General features: G+C 48.8%; 22 protein-coding genes and 1 pseudogene. 9 read left to right on the top strand and 14 right to left on the bottom strand.

The window, feature by feature from the left end; genetic code table 11:
• The first annotated feature begins 47 nt into the window (after positions 1-47).
• Complete coding sequence (locus AB3G37_RS01115) at positions 48-1,805, top strand: lysophospholipid acyltransferase family protein (protein WP_369789457.1); 1,758 nt, start codon at positions 48-50, stop codon at positions 1,803-1,805.
• A gap of 160 nt (positions 1,806-1,965) precedes the next feature.
• On the top strand, positions 1,966-2,112 hold the full coding sequence (locus AB3G37_RS01110; RefSeq protein WP_157135249.1) for a hypothetical protein: 147 nt from the start codon (positions 1,966-1,968) through the stop codon (positions 2,110-2,112).
• Between the two features lie 36 nt (positions 2,113-2,148).
• On the opposite strand, the gene AB3G37_RS01105 is transcribed toward AB3G37_RS01110, so the two are convergent.
• From AB3G37_RS01105 to AB3G37_RS01075, 7 genes and pseudogenes are all read right to left on the bottom strand, one after another.
• Positions 2,149-2,976 (bottom strand): Cof-type HAD-IIB family hydrolase, encoded by an 828-nt coding sequence (locus AB3G37_RS01105; RefSeq protein ID WP_369789456.1) that lies wholly within the window; start codon positions 2,974-2,976, stop codon positions 2,149-2,151.
• A 147-nt stretch (positions 2,977-3,123) separates the two neighbouring features.
• A complete protein-coding gene (locus AB3G37_RS01100; protein WP_009635678.1) occupies positions 3,124-3,429 on the bottom strand; it encodes a hypothetical protein in 306 nt (101 codons plus the stop codon).
• A gap of 38 nt (positions 3,430-3,467) precedes the next feature.
• Positions 3,468-4,712: pseudogene (locus AB3G37_RS01095) on the bottom strand (PTS sugar transporter subunit IIC); the annotation flags it as partial.
• A gap of 90 nt (positions 4,713-4,802) precedes the next feature.
• Entirely contained in the window at positions 4,803-5,105 is a 303-nt protein-coding gene (locus AB3G37_RS01090; protein ID WP_009635676.1) for a PTS sugar transporter subunit IIB, read from the bottom strand.
• A 114-nt stretch (positions 5,106-5,219) separates the two neighbouring features.
• Entirely contained in the window at positions 5,220-5,663 is a 444-nt protein-coding gene (locus AB3G37_RS01085; protein ID WP_369789455.1) for a PTS sugar transporter subunit IIA, read from the bottom strand.
• Between the two features lie 263 nt (positions 5,664-5,926).
• Positions 5,927-6,505, bottom strand: a complete 579-nt coding sequence (locus tag AB3G37_RS01080) for an AAA family ATPase (protein WP_369789454.1) — start codon at positions 6,503-6,505, stop codon at positions 5,927-5,929.
• Positions 6,498-7,442, bottom strand: a complete 945-nt coding sequence (locus tag AB3G37_RS01075) for a tagatose-bisphosphate aldolase (protein ID WP_009635672.1) — start codon at positions 7,440-7,442, stop codon at positions 6,498-6,500. The genes AB3G37_RS01080 and AB3G37_RS01075 overlap by 8 nt, the downstream gene beginning before the upstream one ends.
• Before the next feature lie 234 nt (positions 7,443-7,676).
• Here AB3G37_RS01075 and AB3G37_RS01070 point away from each other — a divergent pair, with 234 nt between their 5' ends.
• Positions 7,677-8,609 carry a sugar-binding transcriptional regulator gene (locus tag AB3G37_RS01070; protein WP_369789453.1) on the top strand — a complete coding sequence of 311 codons (933 nt, stop codon included), beginning with the start codon at positions 7,677-7,679 and terminating at the stop codon, positions 8,607-8,609.
• A 179-nt stretch (positions 8,610-8,788) separates the two neighbouring features.
• Here the strand turns inward: AB3G37_RS01070 and AB3G37_RS01065 are convergent, their stop codons facing one another.
• On the bottom strand, positions 8,789-9,991 hold the full coding sequence (locus AB3G37_RS01065) for an NAD(P)/FAD-dependent oxidoreductase (RefSeq protein WP_369789452.1): 1,203 nt from the start codon (positions 9,989-9,991) through the stop codon (positions 8,789-8,791).
• 319 nt (positions 9,992-10,310) lie between these two features.
• Here AB3G37_RS01065 and pitA point away from each other — a divergent pair, with 319 nt between their 5' ends.
• Positions 10,311-11,810, top strand: coding sequence for an inorganic phosphate transporter PitA (gene pitA / locus AB3G37_RS01060; protein WP_009635669.1), 1,500 nt, complete (start codon positions 10,311-10,313; stop codon positions 11,808-11,810).
• A gap of 145 nt (positions 11,811-11,955) precedes the next feature.
• Here pitA and uspB read toward each other — a convergent pair whose 3' ends face one another.
• Positions 11,956-12,291, bottom strand: a complete 336-nt coding sequence (uspB, locus tag AB3G37_RS01055; RefSeq protein ID WP_009635668.1) for a universal stress protein UspB — start codon at positions 12,289-12,291, stop codon at positions 11,956-11,958.
• 452 nt (positions 12,292-12,743) lie between these two features.
• Between uspB and uspA the strand changes: the two genes are divergently transcribed.
• Complete coding sequence (gene uspA, locus AB3G37_RS01050; RefSeq protein ID WP_009635667.1) at positions 12,744-13,187, top strand: universal stress protein UspA; 444 nt, start codon at positions 12,744-12,746, stop codon at positions 13,185-13,187.
• 185 nt (positions 13,188-13,372) lie between these two features.
• Complete coding sequence (locus tag AB3G37_RS01045) at positions 13,373-14,218, top strand: MerR family transcriptional regulator (protein ID WP_369789451.1); 846 nt, start codon at positions 13,373-13,375, stop codon at positions 14,216-14,218.
• On the opposite strand, the gene rsmJ is transcribed toward AB3G37_RS01045, so the two are convergent.
• Positions 14,181-14,927 carry a 16S rRNA (guanine(1516)-N(2))-methyltransferase RsmJ gene (rsmJ, locus tag AB3G37_RS01040; protein WP_369789450.1) on the bottom strand — a complete coding sequence of 249 codons (747 nt, stop codon included), beginning with the start codon at positions 14,925-14,927 and terminating at the stop codon, positions 14,181-14,183. The genes AB3G37_RS01045 and rsmJ overlap by 38 nt on opposite strands.
• A gap of 9 nt (positions 14,928-14,936) precedes the next feature.
• Complete coding sequence (gene prlC / locus AB3G37_RS01035) at positions 14,937-17,024, bottom strand: oligopeptidase A (RefSeq protein WP_369789449.1); 2,088 nt, start codon at positions 17,022-17,024, stop codon at positions 14,937-14,939.
• Between the two features lie 359 nt (positions 17,025-17,383).
• On the opposite strand from prlC, the gene AB3G37_RS01030 reads away from it, so the two are divergent.
• Entirely contained in the window at positions 17,384-18,226 is an 843-nt protein-coding gene (locus AB3G37_RS01030; RefSeq protein WP_369789448.1) for a 23S rRNA (adenine(2030)-N(6))-methyltransferase RlmJ, read from the top strand.
• A gap of 181 nt (positions 18,227-18,407) precedes the next feature.
• Positions 18,408-19,760, top strand: a complete 1,353-nt coding sequence (gorA, locus tag AB3G37_RS01025; RefSeq protein WP_369789447.1) for a glutathione-disulfide reductase — start codon at positions 18,408-18,410, stop codon at positions 19,758-19,760.
• Positions 19,761-19,779: 19 nt separating this feature from the next.
• Here gorA and AB3G37_RS01020 read toward each other — a convergent pair whose 3' ends face one another.
• The 3 genes from AB3G37_RS01020 to AB3G37_RS01010 all read right to left on the bottom strand — a co-directional run bounded on the left by AB3G37_RS01020 (position 19,780) and on the right by AB3G37_RS01010 (position 22,115).
• Positions 19,780-20,262 carry a hypothetical protein gene (locus AB3G37_RS01020; protein WP_369789446.1) on the bottom strand — a complete coding sequence of 161 codons (483 nt, stop codon included), beginning with the start codon at positions 20,260-20,262 and terminating at the stop codon, positions 19,780-19,782.
• A 373-nt stretch (positions 20,263-20,635) separates the two neighbouring features.
• Positions 20,636-20,791 (bottom strand): hypothetical protein, encoded by a 156-nt coding sequence (locus tag AB3G37_RS01015; RefSeq protein WP_369789445.1) that lies wholly within the window; start codon positions 20,789-20,791, stop codon positions 20,636-20,638.
• A 445-nt stretch (positions 20,792-21,236) separates the two neighbouring features.
• Entirely contained in the window at positions 21,237-22,115 is an 879-nt protein-coding gene (locus AB3G37_RS01010) for a LysR family transcriptional regulator (RefSeq protein WP_369790865.1), read from the bottom strand.
• A 154-nt stretch (positions 22,116-22,269) separates the two neighbouring features.
• Here AB3G37_RS01010 and AB3G37_RS01005 point away from each other — a divergent pair, with 154 nt between their 5' ends.
• Entirely contained in the window at positions 22,270-22,995 is a 726-nt protein-coding gene (locus tag AB3G37_RS01005; protein WP_369789444.1) for a pirin family protein, read from the top strand.
• Positions 22,996-23,027: the final 32 nt, after the last annotated feature.

Here is a 23,027-nt window from a genome sequence, read left to right as displayed (position 1 = left end):
TCATTGTTATGTCCTAAGGTAAAATTAATTCAACCGGAGGACATTCTATGTTCAGCATGGACAACGTACTTCAGGATCTGGCACCGAGACGTAAAACCCCTTCCTGGCAGCTCAATCTGTTGAAACAGCTGTTCCGCGAGAAAGAATTTCAGCAGCTCGCCGACAACAACCGCCACTTAAAAGGCGTTGATATGGTCGAGCAGATCCTCGACTACTTTCAAATCCGTTGTGAACTCTCCGATCGCTGCCTCGAACAAATCCCCAGCTATGGCCCAGTGGTAATTGTCGCCAACCATCCTATTGGCACCCTTGAAGGGCTGGCCCTGCTCAGCGCTGTCGCCTCGGTTCGCTCAGACGTAAAAGTGATGGCCAACCGCCTGCTTTCGCAGATTGAATCGCTGAGCAGCCTGATGATCCCGGTCGATAATATGAGTCACCGTACCGCGCGCGCTCAGGTTTCAATGATGCAGGAACACCTTGAAAATCAGGGCGTATTGATTATTTTCCCTGCCGGAGAGGTGTCTCGCATTACCTCCAAGGGCGTGCGCGACGGTCGCTGGCATACCGGCTTTATCAAACTGGCGGCCAGAACCCGCGCCGCCATTGTGCCGGTGCATATTAGCGGTAACAACAGCGCGTTATTTTATCTTAGCTCGATGATTTACAAACCAATTTCGTCTCTGCTGCTGGTGCATGAGATGTTCGGCCATCGCGGCAGCACCTTAAAATTGCAGATTGGCGCGCGTATTCCCTACGACAGCTGGCATGACGGCCACTCGCGAGCCAAGGATCTGGCGGCGCGTTTCCGCAAACATGTTTATCGTCTCGGGCAGGGTAAAAGCGGGCTGTTTCGCACCGAATCGGCGATTGCTCGCGCGGAAGATCGCGCCGTGCTCAAGCATGCGCTGGAAGCCACCGAGCTGCTCGGCCAAACCCCCGACGGCAAACAGATTTACCTTTATCGCCGCAACGGAGAAGATTACGTGCCGATCCTGCGCGAACTTGGCAGGCTGCGTGAAATCGCCTTCCGCGCCGTGGCCGAGGGCAGCGGCCGCAGACGTGATTTGGACAGCTACGACGACGACTATTATCACCTGGTGCTTTGGGATCCACAGGCGCTGGAAATTGTCGGCGCTTATCGCTTCATTCCCACCGCCGAACAGCTTGAGAAAAATAATATCAGCGGGATCTACAGCCAAAGTCTGTTCAATTATGGTCACCAGATGGACCCCATTCTTGAACAGGGGATCGAGCTTGGTCGCAGCTTTATTCAACCCGCGTACTGGGGTAAACGCGGTCTGGATTATCTGTGGTTGGGCATCGGAGCCTATCTGGCGAAATATCCGCAGTATCGTTATCTCTTCGGGCCGGTATCGATTTCCGGTGGTTTGCCGCTCGCAGCGCGCGATCTGCTGATTGCCTTTTATCGTCTTTATTTCGGCCCGACTCTGCCATTGGCAACCTCCCGACGCCCCTATCCTGCCTCATTGCCCGAAGTACTGGCCCAGTTCAGTGGCGATAATTACGCACAGGACCTGCAACGTCTCAAACGCCTGTTAGCGAATTTTGGATGCAGTATTCCACCACTTTATAAGCAGTATTCTGAACTTTGTGAAACTGGTGGCGTGCAGTTTATCGATTTTGGCTGTGACCCGGCGTTCAATAACTGTATTGACGGGCTGGTGCTGGTTGATTTGTCGATGCTGAAACCGGCAAAATTCGAGAGATATATAGGTATTCACCAAAGCAGCATTCAGAAAAACGCGGTCCTGGAAGCTGCCGAGCCGCAAAACGCAACAAGGTGAAAATAAACGCGGCCAGGGTCAATGAATTCCCGGCCGCAAATTGACAGGATCGTTAACACAACTACACGAAAGAATCACATTTTACCGCTAAGATATCGGTTATGCTGAATTGGCATGGGCTTCCCGTGCGCTGTCACCCTGTGTCTTCACTGGAATTTTAATGAAACTGACTATCTTGATGTTAAGTCTGCTGTTACTTACCGGGTGCGGCTCCGGAGCAGCGGAATCCCTGTTCAGGATTATCCCGACCAGCAACAATGTGTGCCCGCACGGGCAAGACGCCATCACCAGCCAGTGCAACAACTAAACTCCAGAAATCGCTCGATAAGCTTTTTCAGGCGGATCAGTTAAACGGAGCTTCCTGAGCCAACACTTTGTCGATGATTTTCAATACTCCTTCTTCATTATTCGACACGGTGGCATAGTTCGCAGCCGCTTTGGCTACGGGCATACCGTTAGCCATCGCAAAACCAAATCCGGCCTGTTTGAGCATTTCTACATCATTGCCGCCGTCGCCGAAAGTCACAACCTGTGCATCCTCAATGTTCCAGATTTTTTGCAGCATCCGTAATCCGTTAGCTTTATGACGGCCAGGAATAATCAGGTCCGCAGAGCCGTGCCCGCTGGATACTGGCGTGATGATATGACCCAGCGCTTTATCAAGGGAGGTCATAAAATTCTGCAAATGGTCGTCATCAATATTGGTGGCGAATTTAAAGATTTTGTCGTCGATTTCCTGATAACTGTCGATTTTTTTCAGACGATGGTAGTAATTTTTCATCTTCTGATAAAAAGCATCCGGCTGCGACGACAGGATATAGGCGCTGTGTTGGCCGCACACCACGGTATTGAGGCCCGGCGTCGCGGCAATAAATTGCAGAATTTTCGCTATTGAATCCGCACTCAGCTCCGCAACTGAAAAATCCTCGCCCTCATTAACGACATAGGCACCGTTTTCAGCAACAAACGCAATCTCGGCGGCAATTTCTGGGAAGAAAGATTTCAACTGATAGTACTGATTACCGCTGGCAACCACGAACTTGATCCCCTGCTCTTTCAACTGCTGATACTGGGCAAGAAATTTCGTTTTATTGTACTTTTTTTGATCATCAAGAAATGTACCGTCCATATCCACGGCAATGAGTTTTACTGCGTTGGTTTTATCTGACATAGGTCCCTCTCGTGACGTTCAAAATGTAACCATCATCATAAAAGCTATCTGTTAAAGATTAAAGAAAAAGACCAGCACCGCGAGGTTACTGGCCTTCTTTATCCTTAATACTAGCCTTAAAAATCCTTATCTTCCGGAACGTAATCCTTAAAAGCCGTAACGGATCGCATCTTTGCTTTGCTGCATCAGGCCATCGATTTTATTTGAGTACAGTTCCAGCCCGTTGCCGTCACCCGCCTGCGAGCATTCGCGTCGTTTGGCATTGTAGGCTTTCATCAGCTGTGCCTGAGCGAATCCGGGCTTGCCGTAGCACGCCATGCTTTTTTCCCAACAGACGATAGCCGTGTCGATATCCTGCTGTTCCGCATAGCCTTTGCCTAACTCGTTCAAAGCTTTGGCGCAGTCGGCCGGGGCCAGGTTTTTTGCCAGAATGGCGTCGATTTCAGTTGTCATATCAGCCTCCGCTGAACCTAGTGGAAGAAGTTAAGGATGTGACCAAATACCAGCCCGACACTAATCACGTCCGAGTCGCTGAAGGTCACGTTGGATAAACCAAATTTACCGAGTAGCGGCAGCAACAGTGCAGGCAACAGAGTAATAAACAGGCCATGGAAAATGCCGCCAATTATCGCGCCACGACGGCCGCCGACGGCATTACCGAATATCCCGGCAGTGCCACCGGCAAAGAAATTGGTCAGCATGCCTGGTAAAATCATTGCCAACCCAATGGTTGGGAACAGGAACATGCCAATAATCGAGCCGATGGTGGTAGAGATAAAGCCGATGATTACCGCATTTGGGGCGTAAGGGAACAACACCGGGCAATCAAGAGCCGGAATAGCGTTTGGCACAATGCGCAGCGCAATTCCACGGAACGCCGGCACGATTTCTGCCAGTAACAGTCGCACGCCGGCCAACAGCACATAAACCCCGACCACAAACTGGATCGATTGCAGGAAGGCATAAACTAAATAGTTAACGCTGTTGGCGTAAGGGGCAATCACCTCAGGACCTGCCACGGCGGCAGGGATCAGATAAATAGGGATCATCACTACCATCATCGACAGATAGGTATCCTGCAAGAATGACAGCGCCTGTGGCAATTCGAGATCTTCGGTACTTTTACTGACATCGCCGGTTATTTTCGCCACACCGGCCTGAATGATATAGCCGATGGTACAGAAATGGCCGAGCGCAAAGTCGTCCGAGCCAGTAATTTTGCGCACAATCGGCTGTGCCAGAACCGGCATACCCACCGCCATCACCCCGGCAATCACTCCACCAGTCAGGATAAGCTCTGTGCCGCGCAGGCCGCCCATGTAACCAATGACCGAGCAGACAGTTGCCATCCACAAAGAGGCCTGTCCTGTGAGGAATATATATTTAAAGCGCGTGAAGCGGGCAATCAGGATATTAACAACAAATGCCAGCACCATGATTAATGCAGTTTCGCGTCCTAATGTTTGCTGTGCAATACCCGCAATTGACCCGACATCGGTGACGATGCCGCGCATGTGGAAGCCTTTCTGGAATATCTCACCAAGGAAGGTTAATGTCGCCACAATAATGCTGGCACCGGACAGTAATACCAGAAAACCCAGCAGCGTTTTTAAAGTACCAGTAATTATCTGGCCCGGACTTTTTCTAAGAGCAATCAGCCCGATCATAGCAATCAGGGATATTAAAATTGACGCCTGGCCGAGTACGTCGTTTACAATAAAATGAAGGAAAGACATATTAAGTCCCCTGTAGAGTTCACGTTGATCGAGCTATTGGGTAAGATGTAGTTATAACTTTATTTTTATCTATCTATTTTATATTTAATATTAGTACGCCATTAGACCCATTTCTTGCAGTACTGGCGTGAGCTTTTCTTTAATCTCGTTTTTATCGACCAGACGCTTCAAGTAAATAACGGTCGCACTGATATTGTAGTGAGCAAACTGTGAACGGAAATTTTCGCCGGTAAAAATAATATCGGCACGGGTTGATGTAGCGCTGGAAATATCACAGTGAGACAGCTCAGCGTCGATACCCAGATCTTTCAATGCGGCTTCAATGCTCATTTCGCAGGCGAAGCTGCTGCCAAGACCTGCGCCACACACTGCCAAAATAGATAACTTTTTCATAGGTGTTCCTTAGGTGATCGTTAATTGATAAGACACACTTCGGATACCCCTTTGCTCACCTAATATAGATGTATCGCAGGGGCTTACACTTCATCGAACTGATATTAAGAGATTTTAGTATTCTCGAATGGCCTGCAATACCTCCTGCCTGCTCTGGCAACCTCTTAATTTTTCTACGACTTCATCGTCGCAAAAAAGATTGGAGAGGCTGGCGATCATTTCGATATGTGAATTACTGTCGATAGCCGCTAGCGCAAAAACAATATAAACCGGATCGTTATCTTCACTATGAAACTCTACGCCATCAGGAACAATAACCAGAGATAATGCTGTACGATTCACGCCCTCTTCCGGTCTGGCATGCGGCATGGCAATGCCTTCTCCCAGAACATAATAAGGACCTATTTCACGGTGCATATCATAAATAGCTTGAAGATAACGGGGTTCTACCGCGCCATTATCAATCAGCGGCTGTACAGCCAGAGCAACGGCACTTTGCCAGCCATCTGTATGTTCAACGATGCTAATATTACTTTCATTAATCCAGTCGGTTAACATATTGCCTCTTCAAGATCTCTTTATAAAAGATCATTCCATTAAAATAAAAATTGGCTTTTCTCAGTATCATATTAATTTTAAATGAAAACTGTGATCTACCCTTTCCTATTTATCAACGATGCAAAAATAATAATAATGACTTTCTTAACAAATAAATGACACAGGTGTTCGACAATTGCCAAATTTAATTTAAGGCAACTATTTCAAGATAAATGCAAGAATTACGCTAAAACACAGTTAATTAATATTAGACTGCCATCAAGTTATTTCATCACGTCTTCAGCCCAAAGTTTAATGGCATTAATATCTGCCGGAATTTCCTGATCGGAATAATATACCGGACCTAACTCCATCGGCTGTGCTTTTTTCGCCAGAACTTTTAATTCAGGAATATATTCCGCGCCTAAATGGCCGGGAAGACGTTCTCCCAATCTGGCTTCGTAACGTGCTGCTGCGGTTGCCGGTGAAACCTGACACCATATTTCCAGCACCTGCGTAATACCCGCCTGAGTCAGATATTCTGTCAACACCTCTTTTGGCTGAAAACCAAACCAGGCATCAACAATAAAAGTACTACCTTGCGGCGCATCGGCGATAATTGACCAAATCACCTGATAGCTGGCCTGTCCCAGTTTTCGATTAAAAGCGCGATCGACGCCTTCGAGCCGTTGCAAAAACGGGTTTTTAATACCATCCAGCGACAGCTGTAACCAACCGGTTTTAGCAGAGAGTTCAACGGCGAGGCTGCTTTTACCAGAAGCAGGTATCCCGTTGACCAGAATGACCCGTTTTTCCGGTTTGGCCAGCGTTTCGTCGTTAAAAACGTCTCTGTTATCAGACATGTTCCACCTGTTCGGTTGATGCGTTTTTACCCTTGTGGGCGGCTTTATAATATTTCTGAATCACGGCTTGCAGCTCTTTCAAACGAGGAACCGCCACTGTTTCCAGCTTGTTTCTGGTAATATCGTGATCCAGAGAGATACAGTCTTTCCACAGCGAGCGCCCGGCAATCACGCCAGATGCGCCAGTGCTCATTGCATCTTCAACCTGTTTCAGGAAAGTTGTGTGGTCAACACCTGCTGACAGTACCGCCCAAGGCACGTCTCCGGCAAGCTCGGTGATAGCTGCGCAAGCCTGTTTAGAACCCGGATAAGGCAGTTTCAGCACTTTAGAACCCGCATCGAGGCAGATTTTTGTCCCGCCATAAATCAGCTCCGGCACTTTGGCTTTATATTCCTCGTCGCTTTCGCTATCCAGTTTATAAGTCAGAAACTCCACCACCAGTAATAAATCTTCCTTGGCAAAATCCTCCACGCACTTATGCAAGATTTCAATATTATGGCGATTGGCTTCGGGCTTGTCTGAACGCAGGTAAACCATGATCTTGCCGCCGGTGGCACCCAGTTCACGCACGCGGCGCGCATCAACGTCTTTTGCCAGACGTGAAAGGCGATAACCTTCTGGAGAGTTATCCCACCCCGAGGCATCCAGCCCGATTAGCAACGCAGTATCACGGGCAATAATGCCATCATCAACCAGTTGTGGTACGGCGCAAATCGGGTCAACCAGAACGCACGAAGCTTTGCTGGCCAGATACTGCGTGATGTCGGCTTTAATCAGGCCGAGCTGTTTTTCGGAAATAGAAGCTTGCTGCTGAGGATCGCTGGCAAGCAGAGTGCGCATGCCACCACGTTGGTCGCAGGCGATAACCAGCATGGCACCATTTTGACCACAAATTTGCTGGTAGCCGCGTAATTCTGAAGTAGACAACTTTGACATGGAACTCTCCTTTGCGTGAAATTTATTACAGATTAAAAAATCTCGATTACACTGGACGCTCTGTCGTTTCCCTGAGGATTCAGAGAGGTCGAAAAACTTGAACAATGCCGGTTTTAAAGGGTTTAACGCCCTTGGTGAACATTGCTTTATCACGGCTATTGAGCAATAATTCCTCAACCAACGCTTTGAGTGTAATTCATTACTGAAAGGAATTTCAAGCTGAAAGAGCCAATTTTGCAAGATATTGCAGCAACGCGCACATTAATGCACATGGTGGCGAAGCTGCATTACGAGTCAGACATGTCGCAGGTCGAGATCGCCCGCAAGCTGGATGTCTCAACGGCGACCATTTCCCGTTTGCTTAACAAAGCGCGGGCGGCAGGCATAGTTCGTATAGAAGTCATAGGTTTAGCTTCTCCGGAAAACATGACTGCCGATCTGGTGCAGCGTCTGGGGTTGAAGCACGCCTACGTGGTTGATGCTCCGCCGAACAATGTTCTGGATTCTTTGCGTACTCCGCTGGCCTCGCTGCTTTCACAGGCCGGGCTGAGCGCAGGGTCAGTGCTGGGCATTGGCTGGGGACGTGCAGTGAGGGAAGTGACGTTGGCTGGGCTACCGCGTTTACCGGGTGTGTTGACCGTCGCGTTGAACGGCGGCATGCAGCAGGCTGCACCACATTTTCAGATTACCGAGTTTGTCCGTCGCGCGGCTGAACAAATGGAAGGCACGCCTTATTTTCTCCACGCACCTTATATTTCATCCCCAGAGCTGCGCGAAGCTTTCTTGCGTGACCCAAGCGTGCAGGAAATTATTTCTCTTTGGGACAGGCTGGATGTGGCGATTGTCGGCATCGGCCTGACTCACGAGCCAAGACCTAGCGAAAGCAGCACCGCAACGCCGAGTGAGCAGGCGCTGAGCCACGCCAATGGCGACGTATTACGCCATTACATCACTGAGTCAGGCGAAATTCTGCATTGGCAAGGAGAAGAAAGCATGATTGCCGCCTCTGTTGAACAGCTGCGCCGCACGCCGCTGACCATCGGCGTGGCGGCAACGCCGGAGAAAGCGGCCGGAATTATTGGCGCGGTTCGTTCGGGGATGATTAATTCTCTGGTCACTGATGTAAATACCGCACAGGCCATTCTTGACCGGTTGCCAATAAATTAAATTGCCGGTATCCATCGTAGTCTTGAAAGCTTGCTGGAATAATAAGTCTGATGCCGAACAATCTTTTAAAGCCTGGAATGACGAAGCAACAGCAATCAAACTTTTACGACGATTAGGAATTTGCATAAGCAATTCGTCATTCCCCTTGAGAGCCTGGTGAATATTTGATCGGCTCTCAACTATTCTCCAAATACCTTTACTAAATCCTGTGCACAGGCCCAGGCTGAGCTCCAGGCCCATTGGAAGTTATAGCCGCCGAGCCAGCCAGTGACGTCGACGACTTCGCCGATAAAGTACAATCCGGGCACGCCGTTGGCCGCCATGGTTTTCGACGATAGCGCGCGGGTGTCGACGCCGCCCATAGTGACTTCGGCGGTACGATAGCCTTCGGTCCCGTTCGGCTGCACCTGCCAGTTCTGCAATTGCTCAATCAAAGCTGCCTGCTGTGGCAGATTAAGCTGCTTCAGTGTGACGTCAGGGATTTGATCCAGCGTTTGCAGACATTCCACCAGCCGTTTAGGCAAATGCAACGAAAGAGTATTTTTCAGGCTCTGATTCGGATGATCCTGACGCTGCTGATTCAGGAAGTCCGCCAATACTAGCGTAGGAAGTAAGTTAACGCTCACAAACTCGCCAGGTTGCCAGTAACTTGATAGCTGCAAAACGGCTGGCCCGGACAGCCCTCGATGGGTGAAGAGGATATTTTCACGGAATACTGTGCCGTCCTGCGCTGTCATTACAGCAGGCACCGAAACGCCGGAAAGCGTCTGCAGATGTTCTAGCAACGGCTTGTGCAGAGTAAATGGCACCAGACCGGCGCGGGTTGGCAGAACTTTAAGCCCGAATTGCTCAGCCAGTCGATAGCCAAAAGGTGAAGCCCCTAATCCCGGCATGGAAAGTCCACCGCTGGCTACAACAAGTGAGCGAGTGCTTACTTCTTGACCATTCACTGTCAGCGCAAAGCCGGACTCAACCTTGTCCACTGAGCTAATCTCACTACGCAGGCGAAAAGTCACCTTACCTTTCTGGCATTCCTGCTCAAGCAGGGCCACGATCTGTTGGGCCGAGTCGTCGCAAAATAGCTGGCCCAGCGTTTTTTCATGCCAGGCAATGCCGTAACGATTGACCAGATCGATGAAATCCCACTGGGTGTAACGCGCCAGTGCGGATTTACAGAAATGCGGATTTTCAGACAGGTAAGCCGCGGGTTCGGTATAGAGGTTAGTGAAATTACAACGACCGCCGCCGGACATCAGGATCTTGCGTCCCAGCTTTTTGCCATTATCCAGCAACAATACTTTGCAGCCACCCTGGCCCGCTTGTGCTGCGCAAAACATTCCTGCCGCACCGGCACCAATGACTACAACATCGTACTGTTCCACAAAAACCTCTCTGAATAGCGCATACGGGGTAAAAAAAATCTCTGGCAGTGGGCAAAAAGCGTTCAACTCAGCTTATTGCGCGGCAGATTGTAAGCTGTGACGCGTCGATAATCCAGAAGACCTAAGACTATTCTTGGCCTGTAAGAAAATATTTCTTGGTAAAAAATCCTTCTAAATCAACTGTTTTTTCACAAGCTCTTTGCATATCATTGATTCTGCGTCTAGGTTTAGTCAAAAAAATGTCATATTTTCCTTTTCCACCCCCCCTGTTCTCGCAGATAATGCGCGGCGTTCATGTCCACAAACTGGCGTAACAATTATGCTGCATTTATTCGCCGGGTTGGATTTCCATACCGGCCTGTTATTGATACTCGCGTTACTGTTTGTTCTGTTTTACGAAGCCATTAACGGCTTCCACGACACGGCCAACGCAGTGGCGACTGTAATTTATACGCGCGCCATGCGTTCTCAACTTGCCGTTTTGATGGCTGGCGCATTCAACTTCTTTGGCGTCATGCTTGGCGGCTTGAGCGTGGCTTATTCCATCGTTCACCTGCTGCCTACTGATTTGCTATTGAACGTGGGGTCCGCACATGGTCTCGCCATGGTATTTTCAATGCTGTTGGCGGCGATTATCTGGAACCTTGGAACCTGGTATTTCGGCCTTCCGGCGTCCAGCTCTCACACGCTCATCGGAGCCATTATCGGCGTAGGTCTGACCAACGCGCTTTTGACTCACAGTTCAGTTATTGATGCCCTAAACATTCCTAAAATGATTAGCATTTTCCTGTCACTGATTATCTCGCCACTGGTGGGGATGATTATGGCCGGAAGCTTGATTTTCCTGCTCCGCCGCTACTGGAGTGGAAGTAAAAAGCGCAGGCGTATGCACCTGACTCCGGCTGAACGCGAGAAGAAAGACGGCAAGAAAAAGCCGCCATTCTGGACGCGCATCGGCTTAATCGTTTCTGCTATCGGGGTAAGTTTCTCCCACGGTGCGAACGATGGTCAGAAAGGCATTGGTCTGATTATGCTGGTTTTAATAGGCGTTGCACCCGCTGGATTCGTACTTAATATGAATGCCACCGGTTATGACATCACTCGTACTCGTGATGCCGTGACGCACCTGCAACAGTATTATCAGCAACACAACAAGGCTTTGCCGGAAGTCGTGGCGTTGACACCTTTGGTGCCTGCTCCAGCTGCCACCAGCGACCATGCTACCGTTGAGTTCCATTGCAACGACAGCCTGGCGATGGAAGCGATTACTCGCTCTCAGGCGATGATGACTAACCTGCAAAGTTACGCTGACCTGGCGCCAGAACAGCGTAGCCAGATGCGTCGTATGCTGATGTGTATTGCCGACACTGCCGACAAGACCGCCAAGCTGAGCGATACCAGCCCAGCAGATAAGCATTTCCTCAACGACTTACACGGCGACCTGCTGGAAACCGTTGAATACGCGCCTATCTGGATTATCGTTGCCGTAGCGCTGGCGCTGGCGCTGGGAACCATGATTGGCTGGAAACGCGTTGCGACCACCATCGGTGAGAAGATTGGTAAAAAAGGAATGACCTATGGGCAGGGTTTATCTGCTCAGGTGACTGCTGCGGTGTCGATTGGTGTCGCCAGCTATACCGGAATGCCTGTTTCTACCACCCACGTTCTGTCTTCTGCGGTCGCAGGAACCATGATCGTAGATGGCGGTGGCGTGCAGAGCAAAACTATCAAGAATATTGCGCTGGCGTGGTTACTCACTTTGCCGGTATCAATCTTGTTATCCGGTGGGCTTTACTGGCTGGCACTTAAACTGATCTAAATAAAAGTTTTACGCGGCCATCAGTGCTGTCGCAAGGCGGCAAGAGTGTAAACCAAGCAGTAAAAAAGGCGGTGCATGAGAATGCGCCGCCTTATTTTTTTCCATTTAATCAATTTGGTATGTCTCTCAAAAAACCCGCCTGAAATTAGTACCAAATTAGCATTGCCAGCATGCTGATCAGAATTAATCCGCATAATCCCGTGGTGAGTACAAACTGACCTCGTACCCTTTCACAGCGACGGATAAATTCGGGGTCGTGGTGATCAACATAGCGCTGAGCGTAAATATAACGCACCAGGCGTATTTGCTTGCTCGGCTGTCCGTGTGCTGTAAAGAATCCTCCGCCGTCGACATATTGATAAAGCAGCGGATCGCATCCGCGTAATACCACCAGCAAGGCACGCAGAGAAGAGTAGTAACGCAGCATATTCACAACACATACCACACATAAAGCCCAAAATAGCGCAATGGGACTGATCATGGTTCCCCCTTAAGGCGGCATCAAACTCAGCGAAACCAGGCTGAGTGCTTTCCGCCGTAACTCTCTGCTTTTTGCTTGATACCCAGGGCAATTGTTTGCCCGCCCCCCAGACCCTTTCCGGGCTAGCCACCTCAGCGTTTGCATCACTTGCGTGAAGAGACGAAATATTGCACTCCCGCTTATTATTGAGTGTAGGAAATGAAATAAAAATCGGGGAGCAAAAAAATCATTTTTCTCAATGAAATTCTCTGCAAACAACGTGATTTAAAACATTATGCTGATTAATGAAGACATTCTGATCGTGTTTTTAGCGCTATACTTGAGGTATGCAAGGTTTTCAGCCTGTTGTTATGATTACAATAGTTTATGTGATGATTACTTTATGCGGCAGTGTCAGGATGGCACACACATAATCCGAACAAACGTTTAATGACTTATGGAAGGAGTTTCTTATGGCTTATAAACATATTCTTATTGCGGTAGACCTTTCCCCAGAGAGTAAAGTGCTGGTAGAGAAAGCAGTCTCCCTCGCACGTCCATACAATGCCAAAGTGTCTCTTATCCACGTCGATGTTAATTATTCAGACCTTTATACCGGGCTGATCGACGTAAACCTCGGTGATATGCAAAAACGCATTTCCGAAGAGACTCACAATGCGTTAAGCGAGCTATCAAGTAATGCAGGTTATCCGATCGCCGAAACGTTAAGCGGCAGTGGTGATTTAGCACAGGTACTGGTGGACGCCATTAAGCAATACGACGTCGACTTAGTGCTGTGTGGTCATCATCAGGATTTCTGGAGCAAACTTATGTCATCGGCGCGCCAGCTAATTAATACCGTACATATCGATATGCTAATTGTTCCGCTGCGCGATCCTGAAGAAGCGGCAGAATAAAAGCATCGGTCTCAAACGAGGCGGGATACTATTTATCCGCCTCGTATCAGCTTATTACATCATAAAATGATTTAGCTCAAATTTCGACTCATTAAATTTACCTTAACTTAAAACCCGCTATACAAACCTATAAATTTGACTTATAGCTAGTGAATCCTTTGTGAGCAAATGGAATTTGTTAGCCTATGGAAACGCGCATACCTCATAAGAATCATCCCCATCCCTTACCACGCCATTACAACATTGAAACTACCGCCCAACTTTGCGGAGTATTACCCGTCACACTCAGAACCTGGCAACGCTATGGGCTAATAAAACCCTATCATGATGAACAGGGAGCTCGCTGGTATAGCGAAGGCGATCTCACCAGACTGCATGCGATCGTAAGAAAGATCAGTGCCGGAACCCCGATCGCCAAGATCCGCCATCAGCTGAGCCTACCGGTTTCACAAGGTGCATTTTCGGAAACCGTTTTACGCCAAAACAGCAGCTGGCATGCACTTCAGGCAGAAATTTTACACTGCCTCGGTGAAGGGGAATGGCTTAAGCTGCGGCGTCTTATCTGGCGTTTTGGCCGCGAATATCCGCTGGGTTGTCTGGTAAATCAGGTTTTGCGCCCGATCCGCGCATTTCTTTCCACCCGCAAGCAAATGCTGCTGTTGCAGCAAAGAGGCATGCTGGACAGCATTATCGTGGAGTACGCGACCTTCATCATGCGCACTTTACGCAAAAAAGCGCGCGCGCAGGTTTTACTCCTGCCGATGCAAATCGATGATCCGCTTGAATTGTGGCTGGAATCGTTACGGCTTTCCGGTGAAGGCTTGAATGTCGAGATTGTGCGCTGTGAAATCAGTGAACCGAATTTGTCGGCTTTTGGAATGGAGCATTACCTGATTTGGTCAGATACCCCGCTGACATCGCGCCAGCAGGAAATATTTGATTCATGGCTGACACAAGGCCAGCCCGTCATGTTATTGGGTAAAGCAGCAAGGCTTAAAGCGGCGTATAGATATCAAAACGGTGGCTTTTAGTGGTGACAGCAGCCTGCGCGGGAATATCAGCCATTGGCGGCGCGTAGTCTGGCCGTTTAACCACAATGCGTTTGGTTGCCAGTCGACGGGCGGGTTCGAGCAGCCCGTCAGCATCTTCATCAGCCCCTACCAACCCTTGAAATACTCGCATTTCCTTCTTCACCAGCGCACTTTTCTGCCGGTGAGGATACATCGGGTCCAGATAAACCACCTGCGGGCGCGGTGAAATCTCGCTGAGCGCGGTAAGACTTGAGCCGTGCAGCAGTGTCATACGCTCCTGTAACCAGGGGCCGATTTCCGCATCGTGATAACCTCGTGCCAAACCATCGTCAAGCAAAGCCGCAACCACCGGATTACGTTCAATCATTCTTACCCGACAGCCCAGCGCGGCCAGCACAAAAGCATCGCGCCCCAGTCCGGCCGTGGCATCGACTACATCCGGCAAATAACTGCCCTTGATACCGACCGCCTTTGCCACCGCTTCACCACGGCCGCCGCCAAAACGACGACGATGGCCCATGGTGCCGCCAACAAAATCGACGAATATCGCGCCCAGCTTGGGTTCATCGCGCTTACGCAATTCGAGTCTTTCCGGCGTCAATACCAGAGCCATCAGGGCATCGGGATTTGAAACCAGCTTCCAGCGCTCGGCCAGAATAGATAAGGCGCCTTCATCGGCGCCTTCTTCACATGCTAAAAACACACTCACGGGAGTTTGTTATCCTTCGAGGCTCTGCTCTTTAATATCATAATGACGAAGCATAGCATCCAGCTGTGGTTCACGACCACGGAAGCGTTTAAACAACTCCATTGGTTCTTCAGAACCGCCGCGAGTCAAAATGTTATCCAGGAACGATTGGCCGGTTTCGCGATTGAAAATACCTTCCTCTTCAAAGCGTGAATAGGCGTCCGCAGACAATACTTCGGCCCACAGATAACTGTAATAACCTGCCGCATAACCACCAGCAAAGATGTGGCTAAAGGCATGTGGGAAGCGGCCCCAGCTTGGAGACGGCACCACGGCAACCTGTTTTTTAATCTCGGCGAGAGTCTCGAGAATACGAGCGCCTTTGGCAGGATCGTATTCGGCATGCATACGGAAATCAAACAGGCCAAACTCCAACTGACGCAGAATAAACAGCGCCGCCTGATAGTTTTTAGCCGCCAGCATTTTCTCGAGCATCTCTTGCGGCAGAGGCTCGCCCGTCTCAAAGTGACCGGAAATAAACGCCAGCGCGTCTGGCTCCCAGCACCAGTTTTCCATAAATTGACTTGGCAGCTCAACCGCATCCCAAGGCACACCGCTGATCCCCGCAACGCCAGAGGTTTCGACTTTGGTCAGCATATGATGCAGGCCGTGACCAAACTCATGGAACAGCGTGGTAACTTCATTATGAGTAAACAGCGCCGGATTGTTGCCAACCGGGCGAGTAAAGTTACAGGTCAGGTACGCCACCGGATGTTGCAGCTTACCGTCGGTGCGACGCAGGCTACCGATGTAGTCATTCATCCACGCCCCGCCGCGCTTGTGTTCACGGGCATAAAGGTCGAGATAGAAGCTGCCGCGCAGTTCGCCGCTGTCGTCAAACAGGTCGAAGAAACGCACGTCTTTATGCCAGGTATCAACGTCTTTACGCTCTTTGGCGGTGATGCCATAGATGCGTTTGACGACTTCAAACAGGCCAGACAAGGCACGGTTTTCAGGGAAGTAAGGGCGCAGCTGCTCGTCGTTGATTGAGAACAGATGCTGTTTCTGTTTTTCCGCGTAGAAAGGCAGATCCCAGGCATTCATCTCATCAACGCCGTAGTTTTCTTTGGCGAAGGCGCGCAGCTGGGCCAGCTCTTGCTCGCCCTGTGGACGGGCGCGCTTGGCTAAATCATTCAGGAAACCAATAACCTGCTGCGGATTTTCCGCCATTTTGGTAGCCAGTGACATATCTGCGTAAGAATCAAAGCCCAGCAACTGTGCCAACTCGTGACGCAGCGCCAGCTCTTCAGCCATCACTTCACTATTGTCCCATTTACCGGCATTTGGGCCCTGATCCGATGCGCGGGTGCCGTAGGCGCGATACATTTCTTCACGCAGCTCGGCGTTGTCGGCATAGGTCATCACCGGCAAATAACTCGGTGCATCCAGTGTCAGCAACCAGCCTTCCTGTTCTTTCGCTTCGGCCAGCGCTTTGGCAGCAGCCAGCGCGCTTTCCGGTAAACCGCTTAGCTCTTCGACATCAGCGATCAGCTTGCTCCAGCCCATGGTGGCATCAAGCACGTTGTTGCTATAAGTCGAACCTAATTCAGAAAGACGAGAGGTTATCTCACCGTAACGTTTCTGTTTTTCGGCGCTCAGGCCAATGCCTGATAACTCAAAATCACGCAGCGCATTATCCACCGCTTTTTTCTGTTCCAGGGTCAGGCCGGCAAAGTTCTCACCCTCTTTCAGGTCACGGTAGGCTTGATAAAGCCCCTCGTTTTGACCTGCCCAGGTCGCGAACTCAGACAGCATTGGCAGGCATTGCTCATAGGCTGCACGCAGCTCAGGACTATTTTTTACAGAATTCAAATGGCCAATCGGTGACCAGATACGGCTAAATTTGTCTTCGCTTTCAGCAATCGGCTGGCAAAGTGTTTCATAAGTATAAGGGCCTGATTTTGCGACTACTTCATCAATGGTAGCGCGACACTTATCAATTGCGGCCTTCACGGCAGGAACGATGTGTTCCGGCTGAATTGCAGAAAATGGCGGTAAATCGAACTGTTCCAAGAGCGGATTTTTAGCTGACGAATCGTTTTGCGAAGATTGGGTCATAGGGCAGTCCTGGTTATCCTTAAGGGTCTGTAGCGGGCGGTACTTATTTCGACACGGCCGCAACAGATTAGAAATCGGTAAATATCTTCATTAGGGCTTAAAACTAACATGAGGACAAAGCGGGCGAAAATCAAGGGTGGCCGGACTGAAGCCACTCCGCAACCGCTCTCAAGTAATGCCTGTAACTTTTTATCCTCTAAACAGTTTATACTGTCACTCATGATGTGCCTGATTTTGCCGCCTCCGGCGTGAAAATCGTTATGGCGACCTCCAGGCATGGCATCCTTGCACAGTATAAACTTTCGGTAACCTACTGATTTTACTGTCACTATAAATTATTCGGAAAACGTAAAAACATTATGTTGAGTTACCGCCACAGTTTTCATGCAGGCAACCATGCCGACGTTCTAAAACATACCGTTCAGAGCCTGATCATCGAGTCTTTGAAAGAAAAAGAAAAACCGTTTCTGTATCTCGATACCCACGCGGGTGCGGGTCGCTATCAGTTGAGTGGTGAACATGCCGAACGTACCGGTGAATATCTCGAAGGTATCGCCCGTATCTGGCAGCGTGAAGACCAGCCTGAAGAGCTTGCTCCTTATATGTCTGCGGTGAATCATTTCAACCGCAACGAGAACCTGCGCTATTACCCTGGCTCGCCGCTGATTGCCCGCCAGTTGCTGCGTGAAGAAGACAAACTGCATCTGACCGAGCTGCACCCTAGCGATTTCCCGCTGCTGCGCAATGAGTTTCAAAAAGACGATCGCGCCCGCGTGCTGCGTGGCGATGGTTATCAGCAACTGAAAGCCCAGCTTCCACCTCAGTCTCGCCGTGGCCTGATCCTGATGGATCCGCCGTATGAGCTGAAAACCGATTATCAAGACGTGGTAAAGGGTGTTCAGGATGGTTATAAGCGTTTTGCGACAGGGACTTATGCAATCTGGTACCCCGTAGTTATGCGCCAGCAGATCAAACGAATGCTGCGCGATTTAGAAGCCACCGGCATCCGTCGTATCCTGCAAATTGAACTGGGTGTGCGCCCGGACAGCGATCAGCGCGGCATGACCGCCTCAGGCATGATCGTGATTAACCCACCGTGGAAACTTGAGCAGCAGATGAAAAACGTGCTGCCTTGGCTGCTTGAAGCGCTGGTGCCAAACGGCAACGGCCATCAGCTGGTAAAATGGGTCGTTCCAGAGTAAAACTTCGCTGCAAAGCCGGGGACTCTCTTCGGCTTTCATTCAATTAAGCTATTACAATCATAGCTGCAAACTTTGCGACAAAGCCGATTCTGGCGTTAAACTCTATGCCATTAGATTTTGCAGAATTTGGGAAGCCTGCTTTTCCCTGTCCTCTTATCATTCACAACTTATGGAAAATTCGATGACCAAACATTATGACTATCTGGCAATCGGCGGCGGCAGCGGTGGTATCGCATCAATCAACCGCGCGGCCATGTATGGGCAAAAATGTGCCATTATCGAAGCAAAAGCACTCGGCGGCACCTGTGTAAACGTCGGTTGTGTTCCAAAGAAAGTGATGTGGCACGCGGCACAAATTTCCGAAGCGATCCGCAATTACGGCCCGGATTATGGCTTCGATACCCAGATCCTCAGCTTCAACTGGAAAACGCTGGTTGCTAACCGTACCGCTTATATCGACCGAATTCATACTTCTTACGACAACGTGCTGGGTAAAAATAATGTGGACGTGATCCACGGTTTTGCTCGTTTTGTTGATGCGCACACCGTAGAGGTTAATGGCGAAACGATCACTGCCGATCACATCCTGATCGCCACTGGCGGACGCCCAAGCCATCCTGATATTCCTGGCGCAGAATATGGTATCGACTCTGACGGTTTCTTCGATCTGCTGGAAATGCCGCAGCGCGTTGCCGTAGTGGGTGCAGGTTATATTGCGGTTGAAATTGCCGGCGTGATGAACGGCCTTGGCGCTGAAACACACTTGTTTGTGCGTAAACACGCTCCGCTGCGCACCTTCGATCCCCTCATTGTTGAAACGCTGGTTGAAGTAATGAACACCGAAGGCCCGGCGTTGCACACCGAATCGATTCCAAAAGAAGTGGTCAAGAATGCCGACGGCAGCCTGACCCTGAAGCTGGAAAATGGCAAAGAGTTTGAAGTCGATAGCCTGGTCTGGGCAATTGGTCGTGAGCCGGAAACTGATAATTTCAACCTGAAAGCCACGGGCGTGAAAACCAACGAAAAAGGCTATATCGAAGTTGATAAGTATCAGAATACCAATGTAAAAGGTATTTATGCCGTGGGTGATAATACAGGCGCAGTCGAGCTGACGCCGGTTGCCGTTGCAGCAGGTCGTCGACTGTCAGAACGCCTGTTTAACAACAAACCTGACGAACATCTGGATTACAGCCTGATCCCGACAGTGGTCTTCAGCCATCCGCCAATCGGCACTGTTGGCCTTAACGAGCCGGAAGCTGAAGAAAAATACGGCAAAGAAAACGTTAAAGTTTATAAATCTTCTTTCACAGCAATGTATACCGCTGTGACTCAGCACCGCCAGCCTTGCCGCATGAAGCTGGTTTGTGTGGGCAAAGAAGAGAAAATTGTCGGTATTCATGGTATTGGATACGGTATGGACGAAATTCTGCAAGGCTTCGCGGTGGCTCTCAAAATGGGCGCAACCAAGAAAGACTTCGACAACACCGTGGCTATTCACCCAACCGGTGCTGAAGAATTTGTGACCATGCGTTAAGTTTTACGATTCGGGTCTCTTAGCGGAGACCCGAAACTTGCTTATCACTACTCGCTCGTCGAGAAAGACCCCATTCTGCATCTTTCAGCTCTTCTTCCAATTGTTTGGCCCTTCTTTCTTTAAATTCAATAAGTTTCTGGGGAAACTCAAAAGGTCCATCCGTTGTTTTTGCGCCTGGAATTTGATTGCCTAACTCCATGATTAGCATCGACTGAGTATCCGGATTTTCCAGCAAAACTCCCTTTCTCAGCACTGCATTATTATTGAACTTTAATATTGCCTCTATTTTACCGTTGCTTTCCATTTTTTTAATAAAATTAGCCATCACGTCCTCGACATTATATTCGCGTTGGAAATCTACCCCGTTTTTACCGAATGACAGCAGCATAGTATCTGTTCGCATATCATTAATATCATATGAAGGAGAGGTAATCGCAACGTAAAAATAATCCCACATCTCATCTTTAAATCCTCTAACACGATAAGGTGCAGTAGCATGCATTGATTCATGGAGTAAAATCTGTAATCGCCTCTCGTCTGAAAGTGTAAAGAAATTATCGGTAAAGGAAATATCTCTATTTTTTAAGCTATAAATACCGGTATTGTCGTCTGCTTTTCAACATTATGTATGTGTTATGGTTTTAATAGGGATTTTTTGATTATTTATCTCCCTGGAGACTGTCATTAATGCATCAATGTTTTCTCGCACAAATTGAATTCACGCCATTATCTAAGTGGTTTGTCACTGCCTGACCAAGCAACTGAGCCGCAGCTATTATTGCCGTTCCTTTGGCTGAAGGCACAGGCGCAAGATTGGGCTCTTGTGGGAGTAAACCCTGACCGGGAACAATACGTTCGTACTGAGTTGCCAATCGCTAGTCATTACTACTATTAATAGGTTTTTTATCAGAAGTGATTATTTTTTTGCTATTTGAAATATTATTTTCTGGAAAATTTATAAAGCCAGCATCCTTTTTTTCTATTTCAACAACTAATGGGTTTATTTCTTCAATCCATACTGCTGTCAGCATATAAATTTCCTTATTTATTTTTTAAATTAAAATTAACTTTACGTTAGCACAGACTATGGTTATTAATGCAGATTCAAAAATGAAAATATCAGGGTAATGGTTTCAGGCCGAATAATTATCTTCGTGCAGCACAGCGGAGCACGTTAATCAACACATTACCATGATATAAAAAATCTATTTCTTGACGTAATTATATACTACACCTCGAAATGGTTTTAGAAGACACTAATTTATATAAATAACTAAAACAAATAATTTAATTAAAATAATTTAAATATAAGACTTTAATCAGGCCAGATTAATTTGGTTTTTTTATCTGGCCCAGACTCGATAGAATCGCCCTTGAGAGAGAGCCCGTTGTTCAAGACTCGAAATGCCGGGGCATGTTCACCTAAAATTGTTCACCTAAAGTTGTTCACCTAAAACAATCGATTCATAACTATAATTAAGAGGTTAAGTGCTCCTCGAGAAAATCTAGAAACGCTTTATTGACCTCACTGCGCTGGCGATGCTGCGGATAGACTGCGCTCAAAGTTAATGGCTCAGGATAGAAATCCTCCAGCACCGCCACTAATTTGCCCTCTTTTAATGCTGTCTCAACAATAAACTCAGGCAACAGCGCCAGGCCTAAACCTGCAACCGCAGCATCTTTCAACACTTCGCCATTGTTACTGACAATCGGACCGTGGACATCCAGCAACTTCCGTTTCCCGTTCTGCATCAGTTCCCAGCCGTTCTGGCCTTCGCGGCCATAGCGTAAACAGGCATGCTGGAGCAGGTCCTCGGGGACAAGTGGCTTACCCATGCGATTCAAATAATCCGGGCTACAGCAAATCACGCGTTTCAAAACCTTTAAACGACGCGCAATCAGTGTTGAGTCTGCAAGTAAACCAATGCGAATGGCGATATCAAAACCTTCGCCAATCATATCGACGTATCTATCCCCCAGCTCCACTTGGAATTGCACCGAGGGGTGCTGGCAAAGAAATTCAGCAATCAGCGGAGACAGATAACTCATACCAAAGGACATCGGAATACTTATCCTGAATGACCCCTGTAGCTCAAGCCGACGTTCCGAAACCGCCTGCTCCGCTTCCTGAATATCGTCCAATATTTTCTGCGCATGTTGCGAAAAAACTTGTCCCGATTCGGTAACCGACAGCTTACGCGTATTTCGGATCAGCAAACGGACGCCGAGCGACGCCTCAAGCGCGGCCATCCTCCGGCTCACGTACTGTTTTGATAACAGCAACTGTTCAGCCGCTGCCGTAAAGTTTCCAGCCTTGATTACCGTGATGAAAATGCGGAGGTCTTCAATTTGCATGCTGTCGATCCCTGGTTTCTCGATGCCGTGTATTGTCAACTTAAAGGTGACAGTGTTTGTCATTCAAGCCATCTGTTACGCAAATCAGTTTACGGTTAATCTCTTTCTATCGGAAGGGCAAACGTCTTTCCCCCCAATAACTCAGGAGCACATCATGATCGAGCAAAGACTGTCTGAACAACGCGGATTAGGTGACCACGGCTGGCTGCACTCTCGTCATACTTTCTCGTTTGCGAGCTATTTTGATCCTAAACAGGTTGGTTTTTCTGATCTGCTGGTGATTAATGATGACAACGTCGCGGCATCTCGCGGCTTTGGTGCGCATCCTCACAGCAATATGGAAATTATTTCCTATGTATTGCAGGGCGAGTTAGCACATAAGGATTCGATGGGCACCGGTTCGGTGATTATCCCTGGTGATGTGCAGCTGATGAGCGCAGGTTCTGGCGTGACGCACAGTGAGTTTAATAACTCTAAAACTGATGGCGTGCATTTCCTGCAAATCTGGATCGTGCCAGCAGAAAATGGCACCGAGCCTGGTTATCAGCAGGTTTCAGTAGCAGATGAAGAAAAACGCGGCAAACTGCGCCTAATCGTTTCTCCAACCGGCGATAACAACGCGCTGCGCGTTCGTCAGGATATCAAGATTTACTCAGGGCTTTTCGATGGCGCGGAACAGCAAACCATTGATCTTGATGCCGACCGCTACGCCTACATCCACGTTGCTCGCGGTAGCATCACCATTAACGGGATCACGTTTAAAGAAGGCGACGGCGCACGGGTTCGCAATGAATCCTCTCTGACCTTCACCGACGGTGATCAGGCAGAAGTATTGCTGTTTGACCTGCGCCCGGTAGAAGTGAACCATCCGCAGCGTTAATCTTTGAGCTTTAGAAAATTAGCATTATCAGG

The sequence above is a fragment of the Rouxiella sp. WC2420 genome, from assembly GCF_041200025.1.
Classification (GTDB): Bacteria; Pseudomonadota; Gammaproteobacteria; order Enterobacterales; family Enterobacteriaceae; genus Rouxiella.
This window is presented reverse-complemented; position numbering and strand designations above follow the sequence as displayed.

Coding starts and splice junctions, on each gene's coding strand:
- AB3G37_RS01115 (WP_369789457.1), top strand. CDS start 48: ATGTTCAGCATGGACAACGTACTTCAGGATCTGGCACCGAGACGTAAA.
- AB3G37_RS01110 (WP_157135249.1), top strand. CDS start 1,966: ATGAAACTGACTATCTTGATGTTAAGTCTGCTGTTACTTACCGGGTGC.
- AB3G37_RS01105 (WP_369789456.1), bottom strand. CDS start 2,976: ATGTCAGATAAAACCAACGCAGTAAAACTCATTGCCGTGGATATGGAC.
- AB3G37_RS01100 (WP_009635678.1), bottom strand. CDS start 3,429: ATGACAACTGAAATCGACGCCATTCTGGCAAAAAACCTGGCCCCGGCC.
- AB3G37_RS01090 (WP_009635676.1), bottom strand. CDS start 5,105: ATGAAAAAGTTATCTATTTTGGCAGTGTGTGGCGCAGGTCTTGGCAGC.
- AB3G37_RS01085 (WP_369789455.1), bottom strand. CDS start 5,663: ATGTTAACCGACTGGATTAATGAAAGTAATATTAGCATCGTTGAACAT.
- AB3G37_RS01080 (WP_369789454.1), bottom strand. CDS start 6,505: ATGTCTGATAACAGAGACGTTTTTAACGACGAAACGCTGGCCAAACCG.
- AB3G37_RS01075 (WP_009635672.1), bottom strand. CDS start 7,442: ATGTCAAAGTTGTCTACTTCAGAATTACGCGGCTACCAGCAAATTTGT.
- pitA (WP_009635669.1), top strand. CDS start 10,311: ATGCTGCATTTATTCGCCGGGTTGGATTTCCATACCGGCCTGTTATTG.
- uspB (WP_009635668.1), bottom strand. CDS start 12,291: ATGATCAGTCCCATTGCGCTATTTTGGGCTTTATGTGTGGTATGTGTT.
- uspA (WP_009635667.1), top strand. CDS start 12,744: ATGGCTTATAAACATATTCTTATTGCGGTAGACCTTTCCCCAGAGAGT.
- AB3G37_RS01045 (WP_369789451.1), top strand. CDS start 13,373: ATGGAAACGCGCATACCTCATAAGAATCATCCCCATCCCTTACCACGC.
- prlC (WP_369789449.1), bottom strand. CDS start 17,024: ATGACCCAATCTTCGCAAAACGATTCGTCAGCTAAAAATCCGCTCTTG.
- AB3G37_RS01030 (WP_369789448.1), top strand. CDS start 17,384: ATGTTGAGTTACCGCCACAGTTTTCATGCAGGCAACCATGCCGACGTT.
- gorA (WP_369789447.1), top strand. CDS start 18,408: ATGACCAAACATTATGACTATCTGGCAATCGGCGGCGGCAGCGGTGGT.
- AB3G37_RS01020 (WP_369789446.1), bottom strand. CDS start 20,262: ATGCATGCTACTGCACCTTATCGTGTTAGAGGATTTAAAGATGAGATG.
- AB3G37_RS01015 (WP_369789445.1), bottom strand. CDS start 20,791: ATGCTGACAGCAGTATGGATTGAAGAAATAAACCCATTAGTTGTTGAA.
- AB3G37_RS01010 (WP_369790865.1), bottom strand. CDS start 22,115: ATGCAAATTGAAGACCTCCGCATTTTCATCACGGTAATCAAGGCTGGA.
- AB3G37_RS01005 (WP_369789444.1), top strand. CDS start 22,270: ATGATCGAGCAAAGACTGTCTGAACAACGCGGATTAGGTGACCACGGC.